Annotated in this window: 18 protein-coding genes and 1 pseudogene; 7 read left to right on the top strand and 12 right to left on the bottom strand. The window is 72.8% G+C overall.

Going from position 1 to position 24,263, the window contains the following annotated elements:
• Positions 1-3: 3 nt before the first annotated feature.
• The 5 genes from ACQF4J_RS12910 to zapE form a co-directional block, all read right to left on the bottom strand.
• Entirely contained in the window at positions 4-795 is a 792-nt protein-coding gene (locus ACQF4J_RS12910; protein WP_351563071.1) for a slipin family protein, read from the bottom strand.
• A 128-nt stretch (positions 796-923) separates the two neighbouring features.
• Positions 924-2,384: a SulP family inorganic anion transporter gene (locus ACQF4J_RS12905; protein ID WP_427165662.1), complete on the bottom strand. Its 1,461-nt coding sequence runs from the start codon at positions 2,382-2,384 to the stop codon at positions 924-926.
• 8 nt (positions 2,385-2,392) lie between these two features.
• A complete protein-coding gene (locus ACQF4J_RS12900) occupies positions 2,393-2,971 on the bottom strand; it encodes a carbonic anhydrase (protein WP_351563075.1) in 579 nt (192 codons plus the stop codon).
• A gap of 90 nt (positions 2,972-3,061) precedes the next feature.
• Positions 3,062-3,424 carry a hypothetical protein gene (locus ACQF4J_RS12895; RefSeq protein WP_351563077.1) on the bottom strand — a complete coding sequence of 121 codons (363 nt, stop codon included), beginning with the start codon at positions 3,422-3,424 and terminating at the stop codon, positions 3,062-3,064.
• A gap of 184 nt (positions 3,425-3,608) precedes the next feature.
• Complete coding sequence (zapE, locus tag ACQF4J_RS12890; RefSeq protein WP_427165661.1) at positions 3,609-4,715, bottom strand: cell division protein ZapE; 1,107 nt, start codon at positions 4,713-4,715, stop codon at positions 3,609-3,611.
• A 37-nt stretch (positions 4,716-4,752) separates the two neighbouring features.
• On the opposite strand from zapE, the gene ACQF4J_RS12885 reads away from it, so the two are divergent.
• From ACQF4J_RS12885 to msrB, 4 genes are all read left to right on the top strand, one after another.
• The gene (locus ACQF4J_RS12885) at positions 4,753-5,559 is read left to right on the top strand and encodes a pyrimidine reductase family protein (protein ID WP_351563081.1); all 807 of its coding nucleotides are present in this window, start codon (positions 4,753-4,755) and stop codon (positions 5,557-5,559) included.
• Between the two features lie 153 nt (positions 5,560-5,712).
• A complete protein-coding gene (locus tag ACQF4J_RS12880) occupies positions 5,713-6,168 on the top strand; it encodes an indole-3-glycerol phosphate synthase (RefSeq protein WP_351563083.1) in 456 nt (151 codons plus the stop codon).
• Between the two features lie 75 nt (positions 6,169-6,243).
• Complete coding sequence (murC, locus tag ACQF4J_RS12875) at positions 6,244-7,632, top strand: UDP-N-acetylmuramate--L-alanine ligase (protein ID WP_427165660.1); 1,389 nt, start codon at positions 6,244-6,246, stop codon at positions 7,630-7,632.
• Between the two features lie 13 nt (positions 7,633-7,645).
• Positions 7,646-8,053 (top strand): peptide-methionine (R)-S-oxide reductase MsrB, encoded by a 408-nt coding sequence (gene msrB, locus ACQF4J_RS12870; RefSeq protein WP_351563087.1) that lies wholly within the window; start codon positions 7,646-7,648, stop codon positions 8,051-8,053.
• A 62-nt stretch (positions 8,054-8,115) separates the two neighbouring features.
• On the opposite strand, the gene ACQF4J_RS12865 is transcribed toward msrB, so the two are convergent.
• Positions 8,116-9,171, bottom strand: coding sequence for a lysylphosphatidylglycerol synthase transmembrane domain-containing protein (locus ACQF4J_RS12865; RefSeq protein WP_351563089.1), 1,056 nt, complete (start codon positions 9,169-9,171; stop codon positions 8,116-8,118).
• Between the two features lie 270 nt (positions 9,172-9,441).
• Between ACQF4J_RS12865 and nagZ the strand changes: the two genes are divergently transcribed.
• A complete protein-coding gene (nagZ, locus tag ACQF4J_RS12860; protein WP_351563091.1) occupies positions 9,442-10,932 on the top strand; it encodes a beta-N-acetylhexosaminidase in 1,491 nt (496 codons plus the stop codon).
• A 10-nt stretch (positions 10,933-10,942) separates the two neighbouring features.
• Here the strand turns inward: nagZ and ACQF4J_RS12855 are convergent.
• Positions 10,943-12,251, bottom strand: a pseudogene (locus ACQF4J_RS12855) (glycoside hydrolase 5 family protein).
• A gap of 20 nt (positions 12,252-12,271) precedes the next feature.
• Here ACQF4J_RS12855 and ACQF4J_RS12850 point away from each other — a divergent pair.
• Entirely contained in the window at positions 12,272-13,396 is a 1,125-nt protein-coding gene (locus ACQF4J_RS12850; protein ID WP_427165659.1) for an N-acetylglucosamine kinase, read from the top strand.
• Between the two features lie 324 nt (positions 13,397-13,720).
• Complete coding sequence (locus tag ACQF4J_RS12845) at positions 13,721-15,979, top strand: glycoside hydrolase family 3 N-terminal domain-containing protein (RefSeq protein WP_427165658.1); 2,259 nt, start codon at positions 13,721-13,723, stop codon at positions 15,977-15,979.
• Here the strand turns inward: ACQF4J_RS12845 and ACQF4J_RS12840 are convergent.
• The 5 genes from ACQF4J_RS12840 to ACQF4J_RS12820 form a co-directional block, all read right to left on the bottom strand.
• Entirely contained in the window at positions 15,969-16,847 is an 879-nt protein-coding gene (locus ACQF4J_RS12840; RefSeq protein ID WP_351563099.1) for a carbohydrate ABC transporter permease, read from the bottom strand. The genes ACQF4J_RS12845 and ACQF4J_RS12840 overlap by 11 nt on opposite strands.
• Positions 16,844-17,866 carry a carbohydrate ABC transporter permease gene (locus ACQF4J_RS12835; RefSeq protein ID WP_427168582.1) on the bottom strand — a complete coding sequence of 341 codons (1,023 nt, stop codon included), beginning with the start codon at positions 17,864-17,866 and terminating at the stop codon, positions 16,844-16,846. The genes ACQF4J_RS12840 and ACQF4J_RS12835 overlap by 4 nt, the downstream gene beginning before the upstream one ends.
• Positions 17,866-19,239, bottom strand: coding sequence for an extracellular solute-binding protein (locus ACQF4J_RS12830; RefSeq protein WP_427165657.1), 1,374 nt, complete (start codon positions 19,237-19,239; stop codon positions 17,866-17,868). The genes ACQF4J_RS12835 and ACQF4J_RS12830 overlap by 1 nt, the downstream gene beginning before the upstream one ends.
• 128 nt (positions 19,240-19,367) lie before the next feature.
• Complete coding sequence (locus ACQF4J_RS12825) at positions 19,368-19,985, bottom strand: peptidyl-prolyl cis-trans isomerase (protein WP_427165656.1); 618 nt, start codon at positions 19,983-19,985, stop codon at positions 19,368-19,370.
• Positions 19,982-24,199 carry an NEW3 domain-containing protein gene (locus ACQF4J_RS12820; RefSeq protein ID WP_427165655.1) on the bottom strand — a complete coding sequence of 1,406 codons (4,218 nt, stop codon included), beginning with the start codon at positions 24,197-24,199 and terminating at the stop codon, positions 19,982-19,984. Before ACQF4J_RS12820 ends, ACQF4J_RS12825 begins: the two co-directional genes overlap by 4 nt.
• Positions 24,200-24,263: the final 64 nt, after the last annotated feature.

Here is a 24,263-nt window from a genome sequence, read left to right as displayed (position 1 = left end):
CCTTCACTTCTCCAGCTGGGGTTTCGGCGGGTGCTGTTCCTGGGCCCTCTCCAGGAAGCGGAGCAGCTCCACCGGGAAGGGCAGCACCAGCGTCGAGTTCTTCTCGGCGGCGACGGCGACCACCGTCTGCAGCAGCCGCAGCTGGAGCGCGGCGGGCTGCTCGGACATCTCCTTGGCCGCCTCGGCGAGTTTCTTGGAGGCCTGCAGCTCGGCGTCGGCGTTGATGATGCGGGCCCGGCGCTCACGGTCGGCCTCCGCCTGGCGGGCCATGGAGCGCTTCATCGACTCCGGCAGCGAGACGTCCTTGATCTCCACGCGGTCGATCTGCACGCCCCAGCCGATGGCCGGGCTGTCGATCATCAGCTCCAGGCCCTGGTTGAGCTTCTCCCGGTTGGAGAGCAGGTCGTCGAGGTCGCTCTTGCCGATGATCGAGCGCAGTGACGTCTGCGCCATCTGCGAGACGGCGAACTTGTAGTCCTCTACGTTGACGAGCGCCGCCGCCGCGTCGACGACCTTGAAGTAGACGACGGCGTCCACGCGCACGGTCACGTTGTCCCGGGTGATGCCCTCCTGGGCCGGGATCGGCAGCGTGACGATCTGCATGTTGACCTTGGCCAGCCGGTCCACGAACGGCACGATCATCGTGAACCCGGGGCCGCGCACCTCACCGCCGAGCCGCCCTAGCCGGAAGAGCACCCCGCGCTCGTACTGCTTGACCACGCGTGCCGCGGTCGCCACGTAGACCACGGCGGCGGACCCCGCCGCGACGACGGCCGTCACCAGCTCAGGGACCATGGTGACCCCCTGTGTGAGAGGTCTTTCTGTCTGCTCCTGCAACGATATGCCCGATGGCCGGTCCCGGGCCACGAAGGGCCCGGGACCGGCCATCGGGTGGTCATACGGCCGTCGTCATGCCGCGGTCGTCATACGGCCGTCGTCACGCGCACCGGCTCGGTGCCGGCCGAGCTGTGCCGCTGCGCCCAGTTCTCCAGCGCCGTACGGCAGGCGTGATCCAGATGGTGCAGGCCGGAGAGGTCCAGCTCCAGCGGGCGGTCCTTGGGCAGCGCCTCCAGGCTGTCGAGGATCTTCGGCAGCCGCAGGAAGGTGGCGTTGCCCGTCAGATGGACCTGGATGGGGCCGGCGCCCTTGTCGACGATCTCGGTCTTGAGGTGCGAGGCCTCCCAGGCGGTCTTGACCACGGACAGGGCCAGACCGATGAGCACGCCCTCGAACATGTTCACCGCGACGATCGACACGGCCGTGGCCACGAGGATCAGCGCCTCGCCCTTGTGGCTGCGCCACAGTGCCGTGAGCTGGCGGAACGGGATCAGCTTCCAGCCCGCGTGCACGAGGATGCCGGCCAGGGCCGGGATGGGGACCAGCGCCAGGGCGGACGGCAGGGCGGCGGCGAACAGCAGCAGCCAGGCGCCGTGCAGCACCCGCGAGGCCTTGGTCCTGGCGCCCGCGTTGACGTTGGCGGAGCTGCGCACGATCACCGCGGTCATCGGCAGGGCGCCGAGCAGACCGCAGACCGTGTTGCCCACGCCCTGGGCGACCATCTCCTTGTCGTACTCGGTGCGCGGACCGTCGTGCAGCCGGTCCACGGCCGCCGCGCTGAACAGGCTCTCCGCCGAGGCGATCAGCGTGAACGCCACGATGGTGCCCCAGATGGCCGGGGTGGCCAGCTCACCGAAGGCGTCGGCGCCCGGCAGCTGGACGACCCCGAACAGGCCCTCCACCTCGACGGTGGCGACGGGCAGGCCGAGGGCGAGCGTGGCGACCGTGGCCAGGACCACCGCGGCCAGGGCGCCCGGCACGGACCGCACCGCCTTCGGCAGCCTCTTCCACAGCACGATGACGGCGATGGTGCCCGCGCCGATCGCGAGCGAGGCCAGGGCCGCACTGCTGCCGAGCGCGTCGGCGAACGCCCCGGGCAGGCCCGCGATCTTGCCGATGCCGGTCTGCGGGGCCTTCAGCCCCGCCGCCGCGTAGATCTGCCCGGCGATGATCACCAGGCCGATGCCGCAGAGCATGCCCTCGACGACGGAGACGGATATCGCCCGGAACCAGCGGCCTATCTTGAAAAAGCCCATGGCGAGCTGGAACAGGCCGGCCATCAGCACGATGACACCGAGCGTGCCGACCCCGAACTCGCTGACGGCCTCGAAGACCAGCACGGTCAGACCGGCGGCCGGCCCCGAGACCTGAAGGCTGCTGCCGGGCAGGAACCCGGTGACGAGGCCGCCCACGATGCCGGTGACCAGGCCCAGCTCCGCCGGGACGCCGGAGGCGACCGCCACGCCGACGCACAGGGGCACGGCGACCAGGAAGACGACTATGGAGGCGAGGAAGTCCTGCCGCAGGTAAGGGTATTTGGTCGTCATCGCCGCGCTCACAGGGCCTTGAAGGTGTCGGCGGCCGGGTCGTGCGCCAGCACGGCGCCGGTGTGGACCTCGTAGAACCAGGCGTGCAGGGTCAGCCGGCCGTCCGCCAGCTTCTTGTCGATGTACGGGTACGAGCGCAGCCTCAGCAGCTGTGTCAGGACGTGGCTCTGGACCCCCTCGGCGACGGTCGGGTCCTCGACCGTGCCCGAGGGGCGCGGGGTGGCGTGGGCGAGCCAGTCGCGCACGGCCGGTACGGCGTCCAGGTCGTCGCCGCGCACCAGGGCGCCGACGGCGCCGCAGTGCGAGTGTCCGCACACCACGACGTCGGAGACGCCGAGGACCTCCACGGCGTACTCGATGGTGCAGGCCTCGCTGGTGGGGTGCTCGGAGGCGTAGGGCGGGACGATGTTGCCCGCGGTGCGCAGCTCGAAGAGCTCGCCCGGGCGGGCGCCGGTGATCAGGGCCGGTACGACCCTGGAGTCGGAGCAGGTGATGAACAGCACCTGCGGGGACTGGCCTTCGGCGAGTTTGGCGAACTCCTCAGGGCGCTGTCCGAACGTACGGGCGTTGTCGATGAGGGGCTGCATGATGTTGGCGTCTCCTCCTGGCGCGCCGTGGGGGGCGCGTCGGTGTGGGCAGGACAGGGTGGGGGAACTGCTCTGTTCTGCTCGGCTCTCTCAGCAGCGGAAGACCTGAAGTGCCGCCGGAGAGTGGGATGTCGAGTGTCTCGACAGTCGAAGGGCGCGCAGCGCGACCGGTTCGTGGCCGGAGGCCGGGTCCCCGGCCAGGGGCCGGCGCTCGGGCTCCTCGAAAGCGCATCCGGTGTTCACATGGCGGTCGCGGGTGCGCAGGGGACCGGTGGGGTCACCGGAGTGATGGCAGTGGCCGTACGTGGCCGACTCGTCACGCAGCGCCTTGCCGGAGGGGTTGGTTCCGGGCAGGTCCTTGGCCATGGCGTGACGGGCCGTGTGCGCGGCTGCGAAGGAGGCGGTCGGCGCGAAGAACTGGAGGGCCAGCAGGACGGCGGCGAGCAACGCCACCGCGGTCGACCTCGTCCCACCTCGTGACATACCCCTCCCTCCCAGCGTTCCACGGCTTTTGCATCGACCAAGGGATGGTCAATCACCGGTCAAGAAACACGTTAACCCTGCAAAGTTGTTTGCAGGGTTAACTCGACGTTTCGAGCGGAAGAGAGCCTGAAATGCGCTGCTGGGTTGGCGTGATCTAGTCGCTGGTGACGAGCCGCGCGCCGTCCCGGGCCAGGGCCGTGAGCCGGGAGATCGCCCGGAAGTACTTCTTGCGGTAGCCGCCGTTCAGCATCTCCTCGCTGAACAGCCGGTCGAAGGCCAGTCCCGAGGCGAGGACGGGGACCTCACGGTCGTAGAGCCGGTCCGCGAGCACGACGAGCCGCAGCGCCGTCGACTGGTCGGGCACCGGCTCGACACCGGTGAGGCAGACCGCCTTCAGGCCGTCGGTCAGGGCGCCGTAACGGCTCGGGTGCACCCTCGCCAGGTGGTCGAGAAGCCGCGGGAAGTCGTCGAGCGAGGCGCCCTCGGTGGCGTGGGCGGCCCTCGTCACCTGCTCGTCCGAGTACGGCGCCGGCGCCTCGGGCAGGCCGCGGTGGCGGTAGTCCTCGCCGTCGATGCGCAGGGTACGGAAGCGGGCGGACAGGCCCTGGATCTCGCGCAGGAAGTCGGCCGCCGCGAAGCGGCCCTCGCCGAGCTTGCCGGGCAGGGTGTTGGAGGTGGCGGCCAGGGCGACGCCCGCCTCGACCAGCTTGCCCAGCAGGGTGGAGACCAGGACGGTGTCGCCCGGGTCGTCGAGTTCGAACTCGTCGATGCACAGCAGCCGGTGGCCGGAGAGGGTCTGCACCGTCTTCTGGAAGCCGAGGGCGCCGACCAGGTTGGTCAGCTCCACGAAGGTGCCGAACGCCTTGAGCGCGGGCTCCGCCGGGGTGGCGTGCCACAGGGAGGCGAGCAGGTGGGTCTTGCCGACGCCGTAGCCGCCGTCGAGGTAGACCCCGCGGGGGCCGGCCGGTGTCCTGGACGCCTTGGCCTTGCCGAAGCCGAGGAAGCCGCGCCTGCCGCCGCCGACGGCGTGCGCTCCGCCGAGTCCGGCCGCGAAGCCCTCAAGGACCCGCACCGCCTCGGTCTGGCTGGGCTGGTTCGGGTCCGGGAGGTAGGTGCTGAAGCGGACCGAGTCGAAGCGCGGCGGCGGCACCATCTCGGCCACCAGGCGGTCCGCGGGGACGTGCGGCTCACGGGCGCACAGGGACAGCGGGGCCGCGGCGGCTATCGCATCGATACCGGGAGCGGAAGGCATGGACGACACGGTTACCCATGCTAAGCGTCGTGGAACACTGCACGACATGCGACGCCTGTTCCCTGTGACCGACGAGACAGTGCCGATGTCCTCCGGCGGACGTGCCGGCGGGCCGGACGACCGCGAGTGGAGCCTCGCCGAGCTCGCCGCCGCCTACGCCTACCCCGAGCCGGCCACCGACGGCGGGCCGGTGCCCTGGCTGCGGGCCAACATGGTCTCCACGCTCGACGGGGCGGCGCAGCACGACGGGAAGTCGCAGCCGATCTCCAACGCGACCGACATGCGGATCTTCGGGACGCTGCGGGCGCTGGCCGACGTCGTGGTCGTCGGCGCGGAAACGGTACGTCAGGAGGGGTACCGGCCCGCACGCGCGCGTGCGGAGTTCGCGGCGGCCCGCAAGGCGGCCGGACAGGCGCAGGCACCCGCGATCGCCGTGGTCACCGCGAGCCTGGACCTGGACTTCTCGCTGCCCCTGTTCGCCTCGCCGCTGGTGCCGACCCTGGTCCTCACCGGTGCCGCCGCCGCTCCGGAGAGGGTGGCTGCGGCGGAGAAGGCCGGAGCGCGCGTGGTGATCGCCGGTGCCGGCATGGGCGTCGAGCCCGACCGTGCCGTGCGGGCCCTCGCCGAGCTGGGCCACACCCGGCTGCTGACCGAGGGCGGACCGCGGCTGCTGGGCCAGCTGGTGGCCGCCGGAGTGCTCGACGAGCTCTGCGTGACCGTGTCGCCGATGCTCACCGCCGGGGACGCCCAGCGCATCGCGGGAGGCCCGTCGGTTCCGGTTCCGCAACGTTTCGCGCTGGTCTCCCTCCTGGAGGAGGAGGGGTTCCTGTACGGCCGCTACCAGCGCACCTGATATTCCTTCAGCGGTGCCGATGGTCCCGGAAACGGCGGAATCTTCCGTTCCGCTTGAGTTCGGGCGGGCACACTGATTTTCGCAGTCCCCGTGACACGACGGGGCAGGATGGTTTCCGCAGAAGGGGCGCCCCCGTTGTTCACAAGCGTATTGATGATCGAGAAGGCCCTGACGTCCGCAGACGTGGAGTTCGTCACCGGCTTGCACGGGGACGAGCAGGTGTTCTTCCACGTGCTGCTCCAGCCCCGCGGCGACCAGGCGGACCGCCTGCTGCGGGCGATCGACGACGTGGCGCTCGGTGAGCTGGACGAGGCCGCACGGGAACGGGAGGTGCCCGAGGGAGAGGCCGCGCGGCCCTTCGGGGAGCGGGCGCTCGAGGTCTCCCTGCAGGCACTGCGGGTCTCGGGCAGCGAGGCCGAGGGCCGGCTGATCGAGGACCACCCGCTGGACGCCCTGAAGACCCTGGTCGGCGAGGTGAACGCGGACGAGGTGATCGTGCTGACCGACCCCCACTACGTGGAGGAGTTCTTCCACCGCGACTGGGCGTCGAGGGCGCGCCACAAGGTGGGGGTGCCGGTGCTGAAGCTGTTCTCGCACAGCAAGGCGTGAGGCCTCGCCCTCGCGCCGGGACGGGTGCCATAGGGTTGGGTGGCTCATAGTCCGCCGTACTCCAGGAGACACCGCATGGCACCCGGCCTTCCCCCCGCCATGGACCGACCGCACTTCATCGGCATCGGCGGCGCCGGGATGTCGGGGATCGCGAAGATCCTGGCGCAGCGCGGGGCGAAGGTCGCGGGCAGCGACGCCAAGGACTCCGAGACCGCGGCGGCGCTGCGGGCGCTGGGCGTGACCGTGCACATCGGGCACGCGGCCGGGCATCTCGCCGACGACGCGAGCTGTGTCGTCGTGTCGTCGGCGATCCGCAAGGACAACCCGGAGCTGGCCCGCGCGGCCGAGCTCGGCATCCCGGTGGTGCACCGGTCCGACGCGCTCGCCTTGCTGATGGACGGCCTGCGTCCCATCGCCGTCGCCGGCACGCACGGCAAGACGACCACCACCTCGATGCTGGCGGTCTCCCTGTCCGAGCTCGGCCTCGACCCGTCGTACGCGATCGGCGGCGACCTGGACGCCCCCGGCTCCAACGCGCTGCACGGCGAGGGAGAGATCTTCGTCGCCGAGGCGGACGAATCGGACCGCAGCTTCCACAAGTACGCGCCCGAGGTCGCCATCGTCCTCAACGTGGAACTCGACCACCACGCCAACTACGCCTCCATGGACGAGATCTACGAGTCCTTCGAGACGTTCGCCGGGCGGATCGTGCCCGGCGGCACGCTGGTGATCAACGCCGATCACGAGGGCGCGCGCGAGCTGACCCGGCGGCTGGCCGGTTCGGTGCGGACCGTGACGTACGGCGACGCCGAGGACGCCGACGTCCGCGTGCTGTCGGTGCGGGCGCAGGGCCTCAAGAGCGAGGTCACCGTCCTGCTCGGCGGCGAGGAGCTCACCTTCGCGGTCTCCGTCCCCGGCCGGCACTACGCGCACAACGCCGTGGCCGCCCTCGCCGCCGGTGTCGCGCTGGGCGTCCCGGCCGCCGAGCTGGCGCCCGCGCTGGCCGCGTACACCGGTGTGAAGCGGCGGCTGCAGCTCAAGGGCGAGGCGGCCGGGGTCCAGGTGATCGACTCCTACGCCCACCACCCGACGGAGATGACCGCCGACCTGGAGGCCATGCGCGCGGCCGCCGGTGACTCCCGCATCCTGGTCGTCTTCCAGCCCCACCTGTTCTCCCGGACGCAGGAGCTCGGCAAGGAGATGGGGCAGGCGCTCGCGCTGGCGGACGCCTCCGTCGTCCTCGACATCTATCCGGCCCGCGAGGACCCGGTCCCGGGGGTGACGAGCGAGCTGATCATCGAGGCCGCGCGGGCCGCAGGCGCGGACGTGACGGCGGTCCACGACAAGGACGAGGTGCCGGCGGCGGTGGCGGGAATGGCGAAGGCGGGTGATCTCGTTCTCACCATGGGCGCGGGCGACGTCACCGACCTCGGCCCGCGCATTCTGGACCGTCTCGCCAAGTAAGGGGCTGAGCTTCATGTCGTACGACGTCGAAAAGCCGGACGAGCAGTGGCGTGCGGAGCTGACCCCGGCCGAGTACGCGGTCCTGCGGCAGGCCGCCACGGAGCCGGCGTTCACCGGTGAGTACACCGACGCCAAGACCGAGGGCGTCTACTCCTGCCGCGCCTGCGGCGCCGAACTGTTCACCTCCACCACCAAGTTCGAGTCCCACTGCGGCTGGCCGTCCTTCTACGACCCGAAGGACTCCGACGCGGTCGAGCTCATCGAGGACCGTTCGCACGGGATGGTGCGGACCGAGGTGCGCTGTGCGCGCTGCGGGTCGCATCTCGGGCACGTGTTCGAGGGTGAGGGGTATGCGACGCCCACGGACCAGCGGTACTGCATCAACTCCATCTCGCTGCGGCTGACGCCGGACGAGAGCTGAGATCACGGCCGGCGGCGGGGTCCCTTCCCCGCCGCCGGCCCACAGCACCTTCCCGCCGCGGCTCACAGCACCTTGCGCTGCACCAGCACCGACAGCAGCAGCGCGCCCGGCAGCAGGGGCAGCCAGACCGTCAGGACCCGGTAGCCGACCACCGCCGTCGCGGCCAGCTCCACCGGGGCGCCGTAGGCGCCGGAGAGGGTGAACACCAGGGCCGCGTCGACCGGGCCGATGCCGCCGGGGGCCGGGACGGAACCCACCGCGGTGCTGGCGGCCAGGAACCCGAAGGTGACCTGCGCCCAGGTCAACGGCAGACCGAGCGCGGCACCCACACAGAAGATCACCGTCGCCTGGAGCACGGGGGCCGCCGCCGCGCCGCCCCAGAGGGCGAGGACGCGGGCGGGCCGTGAGTGCAGCGCCCGCAGGTCCGTCAGCGCGGCGCGGGCGCACTCCAGGACCGGGCGGCGCAGGGCCGGCACGGTGGTCGCCGGCACCACGGTCGTGACCAGACCGAGGAGCGCCCCGGAGACGACCAGGGTCGATGTGCGTCCGTCCGGGAGGAGCTCGCCGAGGGGCAGCAGTCCGGGCGAGGCCAGCAGGAAGGCGAGCAGCACCAGTGTCTTCGCGACCGGCCGCACCAGCGAGTACAGGGCCAGCGAGGCGGTGGCCCGGGCGAGGGGGATGCCCCGGCCGCGCAGGAAGCGCAGGGTGACGGCGTGGGCGCCCAGGCTCGCCGGCAGCACGTGGTTGGCGGCGCCGGCCGCGAACTGCGAGGCGATCAGCAGCCCCGTCGGCAGCCGCTCGGGCAGCGCGCCCTGTCGCACGCACGCTGCCGAAAGCCAGGTCAGGCAGGTGAAGAACAGCGCGGCCAGCATCCACCCCGGGTCGGCGGACCCGAGCCGCACGGTGCCCTCGCGCATGGTCCGCCAGTCGACCGCCGCCCAGATGCCGAGCATGAGCAGCGGGAGCAGCACGAGGACCCGGCGGAGCAGGGGGCGGGGGGTGGAGAGGAGCCCGGCCGCGGGGACGGCGGGGGCGAAGGGCGCGGGGGAGACGGCGGCCGGCACGAGGGTGGGCGTGGGGAGCGGTCCGCGGGGTTCGTCGAGCGGCGGTGGGGACACGGCGCACGTCGTCCTTTCACATCGGGCCCGGACCGCGGTGCGGCACGGGGCGTGCGGGGGCGAGGCGGGGAGGGGACGGCGGAACCGTTCCCGCATGGTGTGACGGCGCGGTGTCCGGAAGCCGAAGCCACGCGGGCGAACCGGCGACGTCACAGACATGGCGGACATGGCGGACAGGGAGGACACTGTCCCGAGGACCAGCCGCCCCTGTGAATCAATCATCCAAGTAAGGCTTGACTTCTGGATGATTGAGTCAGAAGAATCCTAGAGGTGAGCTCCGCGCACATCTTCGAGACCCGGCCCCCGTCTCCCGTCTCCTCCGAGCTGGACGAGGCGGTCCACCGCTGCCTCGTCGCGGGTTTCGAGGGCACCACGACCTTCCCCGACACCCTCAAGCGGCTCATCGACCGCGGGCTCGGCGGAGTCATCCTGTTCACCCGCAACATCCGCGACGCGGAGCAGGTCCGCGAGCTGACCGACGCGTTGCGGGCGATCCGGCCCGATCTGCTGGTCGCGATCGACAACGAGGGCGGCGGCATCGGCCACCTGGTCACCGCGGGCGCCCCCGAGGTCCCCGGCTCCTACGCCCTCGGCGTCGTCGACGACCCGAACCTCACCGCCCGCTGCGCGGACGCCCTCGCCGGTCACCTCGCCACCCTCGGCATCACCGCCTCCTACGCCCCCGTCGCCGACCTCCAGCACGATGCGCGCAACCCCATCGTGCGCACCCGCTCCTTCGGCGCCGACCCCGAGCTCGCCGCCCGCCACCTGCGGGCCTGGATCGCCGCCACCGAGGCCCGGTCCATCGCCTCCTGCGCCAAGCACTTTCCCGGTCACGGCGGCACCGAGACCGACAGCCACCACGACATCGCCGTCGACCCGCGGCCGTACGACGAACTGCTCACCGATCTCGAACCGTTCCGCGCGGCCGTCGCCGCCGGAGTGCCGATGCTGATGAGCGCGCACGTCGTCTACCCGGCGCTCGACATCAACCGTCCCGCCACCCTCAGCCGCCGCATTCTGGGCGACGTCCTCCGCCTCGACCTCGGTTTCGAAGGCGTCCTGGTCAGTGACGCTCTGGAGATGAAGGCGATCGCCGACCGCTACGGCGAGGCGGCCGGTGCCCGGATCGCGCTCGCCGCGGGTGCGGACCAGGTCGTCGTGGCCGTACCGGACCTGGAGGTCTCCCTCGGCTGCCGCGACGAGGTGCTGGACGCGCTGCGCTCCGGCCGGCTGGCCGAGGAGCGGATCATGGAGGCGGCGGCCCGGGTACGGCGGCTCGCCGAGCGGTACGCGAAGCCGTCCGCCGGGCCGGTCGCCGCCTGGGACGCCGGGGCCGGGGTGGAGGCGGCCCGCCGCGCGGTGCGTGCCCGGGGCGTGCCCTCCCCGGTGCCCGGCGCCCACCTCGTCGACCTCTTTCCGCCGCCGCACCCCGCCCTCAACTGGGGCGGCGAGGACCTGCTGAGCGAGCTGCGGCTGGTCGACCCGACGGCGGGCGGCACCGCGGTCAGCGGGGAGCCGGCCGACCCCGCCGCCCTCGCCGACGGCATCCTGCGCATCTCGGCCAGGGCGCCGCTGGTCGTCGCCACGTGCGACGCCGGGCTGCACCCCTGGCAGGCCCGGCTGCGCGACGCCCTGCTGGACCGGCGCCCGGACGCGGTACGCGTGGACACCGGGCTGCCGGAGGGCGGCGCCGTGTGCTCCTACGGGCGGGGACGGGTCAACCTGCGGGCCGTGGCCGAGGTGCTGGCGGGCGTCTGAGGGCGGCCCGTCAGGGCAGCCGTACGGTCCTCTCGATGCCCCGCGCCGCCAGGTGACCGGCGTCGTCCGCCCGTTCGGCGAGCACCACCGCCGGACGCCCGCCCTGCTCGCGCAGCCGCATCCACGCCTCGAAGTACGCGCCGCCAGGCCCGGAGACGGAGCGGGCGGCGGGCGTGCAGTCCAGCACCAGCGCGGTGGTGCGGGGGCGGAGGGCCGCGGACCGGGCCCGCAGTTCGGCGACCGTCCGCGCGAGCGCCTCCGCGATGGGCTTCGGACGGCCCGCGGAGTCGAACAGGCCGAGGGTGTACTCCAGTTCCGGGTAGTCGGCCAGGGACCGGTCGACGTCGTGGGAGCACCACCACGTCACGCCCCAAAGGCCCGTGCACCCGGCCGCGTTGAGGAGGGTGGCGCGGGCGAGGTGCGGGGCGTCGGCGGCCGGGATGTGCGGTTCCGGGGCGCCGGTCTCCTGGACCCAGACCGGGCGGGTGGGGTCGTCGGCGTACGCCCTTCGCCAGCTCCGTGCCGTACTCGGCGAGGTGCAGCACCTCGAAGGAGCGGGGGCCGTAGCGGCGGGCGCAGTTCGCCGAGAACACCCACGGGTGGACGGTCGTCAGGTCGCCCTTGCGGGCCGAGGCCTGCGGGGTGAACGGGTGGTCGTCGCCGTACCAGGCCGCGTCGTACGCGGAGTGGGTGACCAGCCTGTCCGCAGGCAGGCTCGCGCGGGCGGCCGCCAGCAGGGTGTCGAGACAGTGGTCCACCTCCGCCGGTGTCACCGGGTTGTCCTCGACCAGGTTGTTGAGCTCGTTGCCGAGCTGGAGCCCGATGAGGTTCGGGCGGTCGGCCAGCGCCTGGCCGAGGGTGCGCAGCAGCCGTGCCTGGGCCTCGATCGCCTCGGGGTCGGTGAAGACGTTGCGGTGGTGCCGGCTGCGGGTCCACTCCGGGTAGAAGTCGAAGCTCGACAGATGGCCCTGCACGCCGTCCACCATGACGTCGAGGCCGGCCTCGGCCGCCAGGTCCACCAGTAGCAGGAGCTGGTCCACGGCGGCCGTGCGGATGAGGGTGCGGTTGGGCTGGAGCAGCGGCCAGAGGTGGAAGACCCGGACGTGGTCGAGACCGAGTCCCGCTATCTGGGCGAGGTCCTCGCGGGCGTGCTCCGGGTCGAAGTCGTGCCAGGAGTGGAACCAGCCGCGGCGGGGCGTGTAGTTGACGCCGAAGCGGAGTGCGGGGATGGGATCCTCCTCGGGCCGGGTCCGGTCCCCGGATCGGGGCGTGTCCCTCATGGGACGGGTCTTGCTGTTGCTGAATGTATCAACCACCATGGTCGGTAATGAATAGCGATTTGAACCAAGCTTTGGGTGCGGCGGTGCCGGAGCCGGGCTCGGCAAGGCCCCCGGGCGGGGCGCAGGCGCTGGTGGTCGGCCTCGACGCCGGCGGCACCCGCACCCGCGCCGTGCTGGCCGACGCCGCCGACGGCGGCGTCCTCGGCGAGGGCGCCGGCGGTCCGGGCAACGCCCTGACCGTTCCGCTGCCCCGGCTCACCGAGCACCTCGCCCAGGCCGTCGCCCACGCGGTGCCGGAGCCGGTCCGGGGCAGGGTCGTCGCCGTGGCCGGCGGCTTCGCGGGCGCCACGGGCGCCGACGAGGGCGACCCCGGGCGCCGCAACGCCCTGACCTCCCTCACGGCCGCCCTGCGCCGGCTGGGCATCACCACCGAACGGCTCACCGTCAGCAGTGACATCGAGGCCGCCTTCGCCTCCGCGCCCGGTGCCCCGGCCGACGGCCTGGCCCTGGTCGCCGGCACGGGCGCGGTCGCGATGCGCATCACCGACCGCCGCCGCGCGTTCACGGTCGACGGCGACGGCTGGCTCCTCGGTGACGACGGCAGCGGCTTCTGGATCGGCCGCGAGGCGGTACGGGCCGCGCTGCGGATGGCCGACGGGCGGGGCCCGGCGACGGTGCTGGCGGAAGCGGTGGGACAGGCGCTGGGGCTGCCGGCGCGGGTGCTGCCGGGGCCCGGCCTGCCGCACGCGCAAGGGCCCGGTCCCGGCGCTCCCCGCGGCGCCGACGTCGACGGTTCGTCCGCCTGTTCCGGGGCGGACGAGCCGTCGTACGGCGGCTGGACGCGGGCCGGGCGTGAGGCCTACCGCGGGCACCTGCTGCCCGTCGTCATGGCCGAGCCGCCGACCCGGCTGGCCCGCCTCGCCCCGCTGGTCGCCGAGGCGGCCCGGGAGCGGGACGCCGTCGCGCGGGCGATCCTCGACCGTGCCGCCGATCAACTCACCGATGCCGTGAAGGCGTTGGCGCCCAGGGCGGGGGAGCGGGTCGTCGCGACCGGTGGCCTGCTCGGCCCCGGCGGACCGCTGACCGCACCCCTCACCGCCCGCCTGGAGGCCCTCGGCCTCACCCTCGACCGGGTCGCCGACGGCTGCCCGGGAGCCGTGGCCCTCGCCCGTCTCTCCATCTGACCGCACTCCCGGGCCCGTCTTCGGCCCGACCGCACCTCCGAGCCCGTCTGTCCGCCCGACCGCACCTCCGAGCCCGTCTGTCCGCCCGACCGCACCTCCGAGCCCGTCTGTCCGCCCGACCGCACGCCCGAGCCCGTCTTGCTCGGCCTGACCGCACTCCCGGGCCTGTCTTTCGGCTCGACCGCACTCCCAGGCCTGTCTTTCGGCCCGACCGCACTCCCGGGCCCGTCTTCGGCCCGACCGCACTCCCGAGCCTGTCTTTCGGCCCGACCGCACTCCCGAGCCCGTCTCTCCGCCTGACCCACCCCCGAAAGGACCGGCCGCATGCCGACTCCTCAGCGCGCGGCCGCTCGCGTGCCCGAAGGCCGCCCCCGCTACCGCGATCCGGCCGCCCCCCTCGACACCCGCGTCCGGGACCTGCTGTCCCGCATGACCCTTCGGGAGAAGGTCGGCCAGCTCAACCAGCGGATGTACGGCTGGAACGCCTACCGGCGCACCCCCGACGGCGGCTTCGAACTCACCGAGGCCCTGCACGCCGAGACCGACCGCTTCGAGGGGCTCGGCGCCCTCTACGGCCTGATGCGCGCCGACGCCTGGTCCGGGGTCGGCCACGGTGACGGACCGGACGCCCACGACGGCGCGGCGCTCGCGGAACTGGTGCAGCGGCATGTCGTCGGCCGCAGCCGGCTCGGCATACCCGCGCTGTTCGTCGAGGAGGTGCCGCACGGCCACATGGCCCTGGACGGCACGGTCCTCCCGGTCAATCTCGCCGTCGGCGCCTCCTGGGACCCCGGCCTGTACGAGCGCGCCGCCGCCCACGCCGCGGCCGAACTGCGCGCCCGCGGCGGCCACGTGGCCCTCGTCTCGGCGCTCGACGTCGTCCGCGACCCCCGCTGGGGCCGCACCGAGGAGTGCTTCGGCGAGGACCCCCACCTCGCCGCCCGTCTCACCGAGGCGCTCGTGCGCGGCATGCAGGGCGACGCCACGGAGCACTTCGCCGCCGACCGGGCCCCCGTCGTCCTCAAGCACTTCGCCGGCCAGGGCGCCACCGTCGGCGGCCGCAACTCCGCCGAGTCCGAACTCGGCCCGCGCGAACTGCGCGAGATCCACCTGCCCGCCGCCCGGGCCGGCGTCCGTGCCGGAGCCGCCGCCGTCATGGCCGCGTACAACGAGGTCGACGGGCTGCCCTGTGCCGGCAACCGCGCCCTGCTCACCGAACTGCTGCGGGAGCGCTGGGGGTTCGAGGGCCTGGTCATGGCGGACGGCCTGGCCGTGGACCGGCTCGCCCGCATCACCGGTGACAAGGTGTCCGCGGGCGCCCTCGCCCTCGACGCCGGTGTCGATCTGAGCCTGTGGGACGAGGCGTTCACCCACCTGGAGGAAGCAGTCGGCAGGGGCCTCGTCGACGAGTCCGCGATCGACGCCGCCGTCGCCCGCGTCCTGCGCCTGAAGTTCCGCCTCGGCCTCTTCGAACGGCCCTGCGCGACCTGCCCACCGCCCCCGCCCGAGCGGGGCCGCGCCCTCAGCACCGCCCTCGCCAGGGCGTCCGTGACCCTGCTGCGCGACGACCGCCGGATCCTCCCCGTCCGCACGGCGGACGTCTCCCGCATCGCCGTCGTCGGACCCCAGTCCGCCACGCCCGCCCATCAACTGGGCGACTACACCGCCCCGCAGCGCCCCGGCACGGGCGCGAGCGTCCTCGACGGGCTGCGCGAACTGGCCCCGGCCGGCGTGGACATCCGGCACGCCCGCGGCTGCGCGCTGACCGGCGGCGACCTCTCCGGGGTGCCCGAGGCGGTCGCCGCGGCCGCCTCCTCCGACCTCGCGGTGCTCGTCCTCGGCGGCAGCAGCGCACGCACCCCGGACACCGGCTTCGACGCCAACGGGGCGGCCCGCACGGTGGTGTCCGAGATGACCTGCGGCGAGGGGGTCGACCTCGCCGGACTGCGGCTGGGCAGCGCGCAGTACGCGCTGCTGGACGCCGTCGTCGCGACCGGCACGCCGACGGCCGTCGTCCTGATCCAGGGACGCCCGCACGTCCTGCCCGACTGCGGGGACGCGGCCGTGCTCACCGCCTGGTATCCGGGCCCTTGGGGCGGCGAGGCGATCGCCGAGGTGCTGCTGGGGCTCGCCGAACCGGCCGGCCGGCTCCCCGTGTCGATCCCGCGCTCGGCGGCCCAGCTCCCCGTCCACTACAACCACAAGGACACCGAGTACGGAGGCTACGTCGACGAAAGCGCCGAGCCCTGTCACGCCTTCGGGCACGGACTGTCGTACACGGCCTTCGACTACGGGCCGCCCCGCCCGGACGGCCGTACCGTCACCGTCGACGTCATCAACTCCGGTGACCGGCACGGTCGTACGGTCGTCCAGGTCTATCTGCGGCGGCTGATCACGGCCACCTGGCCGCGCACCCTCGAACTGTGCGCGTTCGAGGCTGTCGGCCTGGGGCCGGGCGAGCGGCGCACGGTCGCCCTGCCCCTCGATCTGACGGAGGTGGACGGCACCGTGGAGATCCGGGTCGCCGAGTCCTCCCGCGCGGCGCTCGCCGCCGAACCCCTGGTGCTGGACCTCAGAGTTTGACGGCTCCGGAGGAGACGCCCCGGTAGAACCAGCGCTGCGTGATCACGAACAGCACCAGCACCGGGACGACCGAGATGACCGACCCGGCCATGACCACCCGCTGGTCGTAGCCGAACGACGAGCTCTGCAGCCGGGACAGGCCCAGCGTCAGCGTCATGTGGTCCTCGGAGCGCAGCACGATCAGCGGCCACAGGAAGTCGTCCCAGGCGCTGATGAAGGTGTTGATGACGACCACCATGATCGCGCCCCAGGCGGAGGGCAGATACAGGTACCGGAAGCGCTGCCACTCGTTCGCGCCGTCCAGCATCGCCGAGTCCTCGATCTCGCGGGGGACGGCGAGGAAGGCGCCGCGCATCAGCAGGACGTTGATCGCGCCGACGAAGCCGGGCAGCCAGACGCCGGCGAGGTTGTCGACCAGGCCCAGGTCGCGGATGCTCAGGAACAGCGAGACCATGATCGACTCGAAGGGGAACATCATGGAGGCGACCAGCACCACCCAGACCGCCTTGCGGCCCTTCCAGCCGGGCTTGGAGAGCATGTAGCCGGCCGTGGTGGAGAACAGCAGCTGGCTGGTGATCGACAGGACGACCACGATCACGCTGTTGCGGATGTACGTGGCCACCGGGACCTGGTCGAAGACCTGCCGGTAGGCCCGGAGCGTGGGGTGGTGCGGCAGCAGAGAGGCGTTCGCGCCGAAGACGTCCTCGCCGGTGCCCTTCAGCGAGGCCAGGAACTGCCACAGCAGCGGCCCGACGGTGAGGCCCAGCACGAGGAGCAACAGCAGGTAGCGGACGACGAGTTCGCGGGGGCGGCCGTAGTCCCGCCGGCGCGGCAGCAGCCGCCTGGGCCTGTCGAGGGCGGTCGTCATGCCTGGTCCTCCTTCGTCAGGCGCTGCGCCAGCAGGGTCAGGCCGAGGGTCAGCAGGAACAGCGCGACGCTGACCGCGGAGCCGTAGCCGGCGTTGCCCGTGATCGGGTCCAGGCCCACGTCCCGGATGTAGAACGGCAGGGTGCGGTCGGCGCCGCCGGGGCCGCCGGTGGAGCTGCCCAGCATGTAGATCTCGGTGAACACGCGCAGCGAGCCGATGCCGGTGAGAGTGCCGACCAGCATCATCGCCTGGCGCACTCCCGGCATGGTGATGTGCCAGAAGCGGCGGACCGCGCCGGCGCCGTCCATGGAGGCCGCCTCGTGCAGCTCCCTGGGGACGTTCCCGAGCGCGGCGAGGTAGAAGACCATGTACCAGCCCAGGCCCTTCCACAGGGTCAGGCCCATCGCGGAGAACAGGATCAGCCAGGAGTCCGACAGGAACGGGATCGCCGACCTGATGACGTGGGCCTGCCGCAGCCAGGTGTTCACCAGTCCGTCGTCGGCCAGCAGCCACTGCCAGCTCAGGCCCACGACCACGCTGGAGGCGAGGACGGGGGTGTAGAAGGCGGAGCGGAAGAAGCCGATGCCGGGCAGGTTCTTCTCCACCAGCACGGCCAGCATCAGCGGCAGCAGCACCATCAGCGGGACGACGATCAGCGCGTACAACAGGCTGTTGCGGGTCGCCAGCCAGAAGTCCGGGTCGTGAAGCATCCGGGTGTAGTTGTCCAGCCCGACGAAACCGGCGGCGCCGCCGAGCGGCCTGGCGTTCGTGAACGACAGCAGCAGCGTGTTGAGGAACGGGAACACGCCGAAGACCACCGCGCACCCGACCGCGGGGGCCGTCCACAGCCACGGCAGCCACCAACGGCGGTACAGCGCGGCTCCGTTGGCGCCGGGAGCGGGGCCGGGCACCAGGGACCGGGCGATGCGTCGGGGGCGGGACGGGACCGCGCCCGGCGCGGAGGCGGCACGCCCGACGCCGGGCACGGACACCGGCTTCGCGGTCTCGGTCGCCACGATCAACCCGCCTGCTTCAGCAGCTCGTCGGCCTTCGCCTGGGCGTCCTTCACGGCCTGCTCGGGCGACTTCTTGCCCTGCATCGCCAACTGCACCTGCGCCACTATCGCGTTCTGCACGGCGGGGGAGAGGTTGGTCTGGTTGGTGTCGGCCGTCTTGAGCTGGTCGGCGACGAGCTTGCGGGCCTGGGAGAAGGGGTCGTCCCCGGTGACGTTCTGGAAGAAGGGGTCGTTGAGCGAGGCCGTCGTCGTCGGGAAGATCACCACCTCGGGGTCCTTGCACCAGGCCGTCTGGTTCTCGGCATCGGTCAGGAACTCGGCGAACGACAGTGCCGTGGCCGCGTGGTTGCTGGTCGCGGCGACCGAGATGTACTGCGGGGCACCGGCGGAGGCACGGCCGAGCGCGTCGTACGGCTGCTGGCCCACGCCCGTCCTCGCGTAGACCGACGGGCTGTTCTGCTTCACGAAGCGCACGAAGCTCGGGTTCGTCGAGCCGTAGGCGACCTTGCCCTGGCTGTAGAGCGTGGACGGGTCGTTGCTGGAGGACAGCGAGTCCTTCGGCATCGCGCCCTCCTTGTACAGCTTCGCCATCCAGGCCACCCACTGGGTGGTCCTCGGATCATCGGCGAAGACGGCGGACTTGCCGTCGGCGGAGAGCGTCTTGATGTTCATCTGGTCGAAGTCGGCGGGGATGCGCCAGATCGGGTTGGCCATCGTCGCGAAGTACTTCCCCTTGGCCGCCTTGGCGATCTTCTCGTAGTCGGCGAACAGGCCGAAGAGCGTCGTCGGGGGCTTGGCCGGGTCGACACCGGCCTTGGTCAGCAGGTCCTTGTTGTACGTCAGCAGGACACCGCCCGTGTACCAGGGGAGCGTGGTGTGGATCGCCGTGCCCGAGGCGTCCTCGAAGGTGGCGGACTTCCAGAACGACGGGACGAACGGCTTGGCGGCGTCCGGGTCCTTCGCGCTCAGGTCGAGCAGGTAGCCCGCCTTGGTGAGGGCGGTCGCGGTCGGGGCGTTGACGTTGATGACGTCCGGCAACGTACAGGCCTGGGCGTCGGCGACCGTGCGCTGGGTGAACGTGTTGTCGCCGGGGTCGTCGATCCACTTGACCTCGGCGCCGGGGTGCGCCTTCTCGAAGGACCTGATCACCCCGTTGAAGAACGCTCCGAAGTCTTTCTTCAGATTGGTCGTCTGGAAGGTGATCCGACCCTTGACCTCACCCGTCAACCTGCCGGAACCGACGTTGCTCTTGTCGACCTTGCAGCCTCCGGCGGTCGCGTCACCGCCGGAGGAGCCGCCGGAGAGGCCGCAACCGGCCGAGGTCAGCGTCAGGGCGATGATTCCCGCCACGGATGCGGTCAGTCTTCCAGCGCGCATGTCCACCCTCCTGGGACCAGCCGAACGGCTGGTTCAATCAACCAACTTCGACTCCGATTGATGAAAAGGTGGACCAGAATTCATCGGAGGTCAATGGGTAGCCGTGTTGCTTTTGGGTTCCGCCCTGATCAGTGGCGGTGTTCGTGGTCAGGATGGGACGGGTCCCCGGGGTGCTCGTGCCCGGCTGCGCACGTCACTTCCGCCCGCGCCTGGTCGAACCAGTCGAAGAAGGCCCGGCGGCCCGCGGCGCGCCGCAGCTCCCGCGCGATGCCCTCGCGGACCGCCGGGTACGGCAGGAAGTCCGACGGGGCCGCCGCCCGCCCGTAGGGGTCCACCCCGCGCCGCAGGGCGTCCGGGGTGAGATACCGGTCCCGGTTGCGGTCGTGGTAGTCCCGTACGGCCGCCTCGGGGACCTCTTCGCGTGCCTCCAGGTCGGCCAGGAGCAGCCGGGCGGCGGGGGAGTGGGCGAGGGCGGCGGCGACGATGCTGCCGAGGTCGGCCACGTCCGTCTCGGCGACGGCGAGCAGGTGCGCCGGGGACACCTCGTCCGGGATCGTCAGGCCCCGTTCCGCGCAGGCGCGGCGGGCCAGTTCGTCGGCCACGACGACCTGGGTGGCCCAGCGGCGGCGCCGGCGTTCGGCGGAGGGTGTGAGGGCCTGCCGGGCGGGGACGGCGCTCCGCAGAAAGCTGTCCACGCGCGCTGCGGTGACCGGCCTGCCCCGCACCGTGGCCGCCTGGTCCTTCATGGGGTCACCTCCAGGGCGATCGCCCTCGTGTAGGCGACCCGGCCGTACCAGGCGGCCTTCGCCATCAGCCAGTACGAGCCCGGGGCGACCGCCCCGGCGTCCACGTCGACGAAGGCCGCCAGCTCCTCCCCGGCCGGCACCGTGAAGCCCTGGCAGGCCGGGCCCACCCCCGCCCATGTGCCCCACGAGGACACCGCCCACAGGGTGCCGTCGACCGGGCCGAGGGTGGTGTTGCGCAGGGACACCGGGACCCGGGCCCGCTCCCCCCGGCGGACGGTGATCCGCTCGGCCTCCAGCTCCGTCAGCAGGGTCGGTCCGGCGGGCGCGCCCGGTACGTCGAGGCCAACCACGTCCTCGAACGTCTGCCCCTCGTGGGTCAAGCGCGCGGTCAGCCAGTGCCGGCCCGGTGCCGCGTCGGGCGGCGGTGCGACCGTGACCTCGGTGAGCGTGAAGCCGCCGGGGCCCAGCGCGTACGGCACCTGCGCGGGCTCGGCCCGCCAGCCGGGCGGCACGCCGACGGCGACCGTGCCGCTGACGGGGGCGTCGGTCAGCTCCGAGGCGATGCGGACCGTAGCCGTGACGGGGGCGCCGGACGCGGTGAGCGTGGCCGGCGAGACGTACACGGTCACCGGCATGTTGCCGCGCGGCGCCGGGCCCGAGTTGTGCAGCCAGTAGCGGGTGTGGACGGGCTGGGCGGGCTCGTGGGCGGCGACTCCGGGGGCGTACGGCGGTCCACCGCTCTCGGGTGGCGTGGCCAGCAGCGTCGCCACCTCGAACCCGGAAAGGCCGACGTCGAGGGCCCCCTGCCCGTCGGGGGCCAGCGACTCTCCGGGCGTCTCCAGCACGTCCGCGCGGGCCCCGCGCACCCACTCCCTCGGGCCGCGCACCCGGGCCCGCACCGGACGCCCGTTCACCTCGTGCATCCGTACGACGACCCCGCGCCCCGGGTCGGCGGGTGCCGCGCTGCCGCGAGCCAGCGGTGCGCCGGCGGGCTTGAACGCGTCGAGCAGCACCTCGCCCGCGGGCTCCACGGTGAGCAGGGCCGACTCCCGCGGCAGCCGGGGGCCGTCCGCGTCGCCGCGCGGACGTGCGGTGAGCCGGTGGTTGAACTCGTGTCCGAGCCGCGGCAGTTGCTGCTCGCGCCAGTCGCCCTCGCCCGCGACCACCGCGTACTCGAAGGTGTGGGACCAGCGTTGCAGCTGGAAGCCCGACCCGTCGGGGGCGGTTCGGCGGGGCGGGTCGACCCAGACGCCGGACGGCCAGCCGGTGCAGGAGCGCATCAGGGACATGTAGAGGTCGCCGGAGGGGGTGACCACGCAGCCGGGCGTGCCCCGGTTCAGGACGGCGAAGCCGCGCCCGTCCCAGGCGTCGCCGGGCGGCAGCGCCTCCCCGCCGCCCACCGCGGTGGCACCGACGACGGCGTCGTCCAGGTCGGCGATCAGCGCGTCGACGGCCTTCGCGTCGCCCGCCGCGTCGGCGCCGGCGACGACCAGCAGCGGCAGCCGCTCCAGGTCGCGCAGGTCGGCCCCGGGCACCCACTCCTCCCGCAGCCCGGCACGCGGGGCGACCCACACGGCCGCCACCGCGCCCTCGGCCAGCCGGCGCCGCAGTTCGCGTCCGGCGGCCGGATCCATGCCCAGCGCCTCGGCGACGACGGAGTTGCGGTCGGGGCCGCCGACGGCGATGCGGATGTCGGGGAGGTTGGAGTCGACCTCCAGGTCGCCGTAGCGCGGGCCGCAGGCGACCGTCGAGGTGGCCGTGACGCCGGCGCGGACGAGGGCGGCGGCCAGCGGGGTGCCCAGTTCGCCGGCCTCGTCCCAGGAGCCGTACACCAGCTCGGCGACCCCGATCGACCGGCTGCCGAGCAACTGCCCTTCCTCGTCGCGCAGTTCGACCCGGGCCGTGGAGCCCAGCCCGAACCAGGTGTTGGCCGGGTTGTCGAGCGTCCACGGGAACCGCTCGCTGTCGACGTCCACGAACCCGAAGCCGCGGCCGATCACCGCGTCCGCCACCTCGTGCACCGGCAGGCCGCCCTGCACGTCCGAGGGCCAGCGGATCCGGATCAGACGGTCTGCGCCGTCGTAGCCGTCGATGGTGGTGGTCGCGTCGACCCGGGGGACGCCGGTCCACAGGGTGAGGCGCTGGGTGCAGCGGAAGAGGCCGAGGTCGGCGCGGACGGTGACGCGGGAGCCCGCGGGGGAGTGCTCGACCTCTACGTCCGCGCGCACGTCCCGGCCGCGGGCGGCGGTGGTGCCGGTCGGGGTGAGGTGCCAGGGGCCCTCGCCGAAGCGCGGATGTCTCGGGTACTCCTCCTGGACGACCGGTTCGTTGCCGATGTCGCCGGGGCGCAGCAGCTCGCGGCCGCCCTCGGCGAGGGCGCGCAGGCTGCTGACGCCGCCGCCGCGGGCCGGGTCGACCGTCACCTCGTAGAACTCGTTGCGGATCGTCACACCGTCGCCGGGGGCCCACTCCGGGACCGAACCCTCCTCCAGCGCGAGCGTCTTGTAGCCCATGCCCGGCAACTCGGGCACGACGACGTGCAGTTGACCGTTCTCGCGCACGGCGGGGAGGCCGGCGGGCGCGAGCCCAGGGTCGTCGACCGTGAGCACGTCCCGCCGCTGCCAGGTCGAGGGGTTGAACACGACCAGGTCGGTGCCGTCGCCGGGCGTCACCCGGTCGGCGATGGCCTGGGTCGCGTCGGCGTGCACGGTCCCGGCGAGGTCGTGCAGTTCGCGCCAGCCGGTCATCAGGTCGATGTAGACCTGGTCCGACTCCGAGCCGGTGATGGCGTCGTGGTGGGCGCCGTAGATCAGCTGCCGCCAGGCCTTGTCCAGCGCCGCGTCCGGATACGGGTGCCCGGTGACGAGGGCGGCGAGCGTCGCCCAGGCCTCGGCGTCGGCGAGGAGCGTCTCGCCGTGGCGCTGGGCCTGCTTGGTGTCGATGTAGGAGACGTCCTTGCCGGTGTAGACCGGGTTCATGTCCCGCGTCTGCGGCGAGGCCCTGCGCCCTTCGGCGTCGAGCTGGGCGCGCACGGCGGCGAAGAAGTCCCTCGGGACACCGCTGACGAACCGCGGCCAGACGTAACGGGCGTTCCAGTCCCGGTGGATGGCCATCACCCAGCGGCACGGGGGCGCGTAGTCGCCGCCGACCGGAAGCAGGACGTTGCGGGTGAGCGCGACCTTCCGCAGGCCCCGGAACAGCTTCAGCGCCGCCGCCTCCGCCTCGGCGAGGGTGGGCGCGTTGTCGATCGCCCAGCCGGCCCCGTAGTGGTTGACCATGTACGCCGTCAGCAGCCCGCGTCCCGACGGGGCGATCCAGGCGAACTCGGCCGGGAACTGCATCCGTCCGGGATCGCGCGGCTGCTCGCCGAAGACGGAGAGGGTCGGGCCCCACTGGTGGAACGGCCCGCGCGCCCACGAGCTGGAGCTGATGCCCGCGTCCGCCATCAGCCCCGGGAACTGCGGATCGTGCCCGAACGCGTCCAACTGCCAGGCGGTCTCCGGCGATCCGCCCATGATGCGGCGCTGGAAGCCGTCGCCGTACACCGCGTTGCGTACGGTCGCCTCGGCGCCGGTGAGGTTGGTGTTCGGCTCGTTGTAGGTGCCGCCCATGATCTCGACGCGGCCGGTGCGCATCAGCTCGCGCAGGAAGGCGCGCTCCTCGGGGAAGGCGTCCCAGTAGGGCTTGAGGTAGTCGACCTCCGCGAGCACGAACGTGTAGGCCGGGTCGCGCCGGGCCAGGTCGCAGTGGGCGCGCACCAGACTCATCCCGGACTGGCCGCGCGAGTCGAAGGTACGGGCCGGCAGCCCGGTGCGGGCCGGGTCGTCGGCGACGTCCCAGGTCTCGGTGTAGGCGCCCTGGGTGTTCCACCACACGGGGTCGTAGTGGAAGTGGCTGACCATGAACATGGTCCAGCCGGGCTCCGCGACCGTGAAGTCGAGCGGGAGCCGGGCCACCAGGTTCCCGTCGACGGCGGTGACCGTCACCTCGCGGTGGTCGCCGGGGGCCGGGCCGTCGACCGTCACGGGTACCTCGGCGCGTACGGTCCCGTCGTCGCCCGTGCTTGCCACCGCGTCCCCGGCGACGCCCGGGCCCTCGACGGTGAGCAGGACCGTCCGGCCCGGCGTGTGCTCGACGGCGACGGCCACGATCTGCAGCGGATGCTCGCCGGTTCCGGCGAAGAGCTCGGTCGACTCGGCAGAGATGACGCGCATGGGTCTCCTACGAGGATGCTCGGCGGAGCCCCATCCTGGCACCGCCGGGATGGTTCAAACAACC

The organism is Streptomyces sp. C1-1 (genome assembly GCF_050214755.1).
In the GTDB taxonomy this organism is placed as follows: Bacteria; Actinomycetota; Actinomycetes; order Streptomycetales; family Streptomycetaceae; genus Streptomyces.
This window is presented reverse-complemented; position numbering and strand designations above follow the sequence as displayed.